The sequence below is a fragment of the Barnesiella sp. CU968 genome (assembly GCF_905219685.1).
Taxonomy (GTDB): domain Bacteria; phylum Bacteroidota; class Bacteroidia; order Bacteroidales; family Muribaculaceae; genus Lepagella; species Lepagella muris_A.
Window position 1 is genome coordinate 1 of record NZ_CAJMXD010000335.1, and the last position, 3,189, is coordinate 3,189.

At 48.2% G+C, this 3,189-nt stretch carries 3 protein-coding genes and 1 pseudogene; all 4 read left to right on the forward strand.

Annotated elements, in window-relative coordinates:
• Positions 1-651: pseudogene (locus JX312_RS11060) on the forward strand (NADH:ubiquinone reductase (Na(+)-transporting) subunit A); the annotation flags it as partial.
• A gap of 20 nt (positions 652-671) precedes the next feature.
• Positions 672-1,865 carry an NADH:ubiquinone reductase (Na(+)-transporting) subunit B gene (locus JX312_RS11065; protein WP_204458039.1) on the forward strand — a complete coding sequence of 398 codons (1,194 nt, stop codon included), beginning with the start codon at positions 672-674 and terminating at the stop codon, positions 1,863-1,865.
• 11 nt (positions 1,866-1,876) lie between these two features.
• Positions 1,877-2,602 carry an NADH:ubiquinone reductase (Na(+)-transporting) subunit C gene (gene nqrC, locus JX312_RS11070; RefSeq protein WP_204458040.1) on the forward strand — a complete coding sequence of 242 codons (726 nt, stop codon included), beginning with the start codon at positions 1,877-1,879 and terminating at the stop codon, positions 2,600-2,602.
• Positions 2,599-3,189, forward strand: a 591-nt coding sequence (locus tag JX312_RS11075; RefSeq protein WP_204458041.1) for an NADH:ubiquinone reductase (Na(+)-transporting) subunit D, incomplete at its 3' end; no start/stop codon positions are given. The genes nqrC and JX312_RS11075, both read left to right, overlap by 4 nt.

Consider the following 3,189-nt stretch of genomic DNA (forward strand, 5'->3'; position numbering starts at 1 on the left):
GTATGGACACTCGATGCCGTGACTGCCGCACGCATAGGAGAATTTGTCGAGACCGGACACATCAGTTACGACACAGTCGTTGCTTTGACAGGTCCATGCATGAAAAATCCACGCATGATCCGGACAACGATCGGAGCAAAACTTTCCACACTGCTTGAAGGAGAGATTACCTCCGACATGGGAAAAGTCAGAACAATATCCGGAAACGTACTGACCGGCTCAAGGGTTGACATCACCGACGGTTTCTTGCGTTATCCATACCGTCAGATCACGGCAATCGAGGAAGGAGACTCAGCAGATGAATTTATGGGATGGGCATCACTAAGTCCGAAAAAATACAGCGTGAGCCGCGCATTCCCGGCTTTCCTTCGCGGGTTGTCGAAACCATTCAGCTTCGACGCAAGGATAAAAGGGGGACACCGCGCTATGATTATGAGCGGCGAATACGATAAAGTATTTCCATTCGACATCTATCCCGAATATCTTTTAAAAGCGATCATTGCCCGGAATATCGAGAAAATGGAAGAACGTGGAATATATGAGGTGGCACCCGAGGATTTCGCACTTCCGGAATTTGTCGACACCTCGAAACTTGAACTTCAGAAAATCGTGCGCGAAGGTCTCGATTATCTTCGCAAAGAGACAATGTAACAGAAAAAACATTATAGACCGTGAAAGGATTAAAACAACGAATAGACAGAATCAAGCCCGACTTTGAAAAAGGGGGCAGATTCGAGAAGCTGCATTCCGTATTCGACGGCTTCTACACATTCCTGTTCACCCCCAACGAGACATCTTCGTCAGGCGTGCACATACACGACGGCAGCGACTCGAAACGCACAATGATCACAGTGGTCATGGCGCTTCTCCCCTGCTGTCTGTTCGGAATGTGGAACATCGGACTCCAGCACTACCGGGCTATCGGAGAGTTGGACCATAGTTTCTTTGAACTGTTTTTTTATGGATTCTTCGCCGTTCTGCCACAGATTCTCACAGCATATATCGTAGGACTGGGAATAGAATTTATAGTAGCGCAGCTTCGAGGTCATGAAATTCAGGAAGGATTTCTTGTATCCGGTATATTGATACCCATGATATGTCCGGTCGACACCCCATGCTGGATGCTTGCTATAGCAGTGGCTTTCGCAGTTATTTTCGCAAAGGAAGTGTTTGGCGGAACAGGTTATAATTTTCTCAATATCGCTCTTGTGACGCGTGCGTTCCTCTTCTTCAGTTATCCCTCGAAGATGAGCGGTGATAATGTTTTCGTTTCTTTAGGGGGTTCCCAGGCAGCAGATTCATACACTGGAGCCACTCCCCTTGGTCAGCTCGCATCGGCGACAGAACCCGGGACAGTCATTACGAATGTGCTTGGCGATCCTCTCTCTTTTTCCGACATTTTTTTCGGATTTTATTCCGGCTCATGGGGAGAGACTTCAACATTCTGTATCCTTATCGGTGCAGCTATCCTGCTTTTCACTGGAATCGCAAGCTGGAGAATCATGGGCTCGGCTCTCATTGGCGGATTGCTTATGAGTGTTCTTGCAAACCATTTCGCCACCGACCTCTATCCGGTGACATTCCTTTCTCCCTTGCAGCAGCTATGTCTCGGAGGATTCATGTTCGCGATTGTGTTTATGGCGACAGACCCTGTAACAGCATGCCGAACAAATACCGGTAAATATATCTACGGCTTCCTCATCGGAGCCATGGCTATAGTAATCCGCTGCTATAACACAGGTTATCCGGAAGGCGCGATGCTTGCGGTGCTTCTGATGAACTGCTTCGCACCTCTTATCGACTATTGCGTGGTCAACGCCAATGTGCGCCGACGTCTTAGCCGTTCTGAAATTAAAAATTCATAATACCCATGACCATGAACAGACAAAGCAATCTATACACAGTGATATATTCTGTTGTGCTGGTAGTGATAGTGGGTGTTGTCCTGTCTATCGTTTATCAGGCATTACGTCCGCAACAGGAGGAGAATATCGCCAACGACACCAAACGGCAGATACTTGCCGCGGCACTGATTGTTCCCTCGGAGAACCGGAGTGTCGCAGAACTATACTCCACACATATTACCGACAGCTACATCGTCAACACAGAGGGTGAGCGTGTTGACGCCAATATCGATCCATTCTCAGTGAATGTCAGCCTTGAGGTGAAGAAACCTGCGGCTGAAAGAATCCTTCCGGTGTTCGTGTGCGACACAAAGAGCGGTGTGAAATACATCGTTCCGGTATATGGAGCGGGACTTTGGGGACCGATATGGGGGTACGTTGCATTCAACTCAGACGGCGACACAATATACGGAGCATATTTCGCCCACCAGGGGGAGACTCCCGGACTTGGGGCGGAAATCGAGAAACCGGCTTTCAGCAGCCAGTTTCAGGGGAAAGACATCTTCAATTCAGAGGGTATGTTCCAATCAGTCAAAGTAGTGAAAAACGGTCAGGAACCGACAGAGGGATCATATGTGCACGCAATCTCCGGAGGCACCATAACGAGTCAGGGAGTTCAGCGCATGCTCGAAAATTCTCTCGAACCATATTCCGCATTCTTTAAAAAACTTAGTCAAGGAAAGGAGGTTGAGAAATGAACCTGAAAAAAACATTCCTTCCGCTCGTCAATCCTCTCTCCAAAGAGAACCCGGTTATCGTACAGGTACTGGGAATCTGCTCGGCGCTCGCTGTAACGGCGAAAATGGAACCTGCTCTTGTCATGACAATTTCTGTCACAGCAGTGCTCGCGCTTTCCAACGTAATCATCTCATTGCTTAGAAACACCATCCCGACATCCATCCGCATCATCGTGCAGCTTGTCGTTGTTGCCGCCCTTGTCGTGATCGTGGATCAGGTTCTGAAAGCATGGAACTATGAAGTTTCAAAGGCATTGTCGGTCTTCATCGGACTCATCATCACCAACTGTATAATCATGGGGCGTCTTGAGGCATTCGCCCTCAACAACCGTCCCTGGCAGTCATTTCTTGACGGCATTGGCAACGGAATAGGATATGGTGTGATTCTTGTGATAATCTCTTTCTTCCGTGAGCTTTTCGGAAGCGGGACACTCATGGGATATCAGATTTTCCCTCAAAGTTGGTATGAAGCCGGTTATATGAACAACGGCATGTTGATTCTGCCTCCCATGGCTCTTATTCTCGCAGGATGCATAATATGGGTGCAC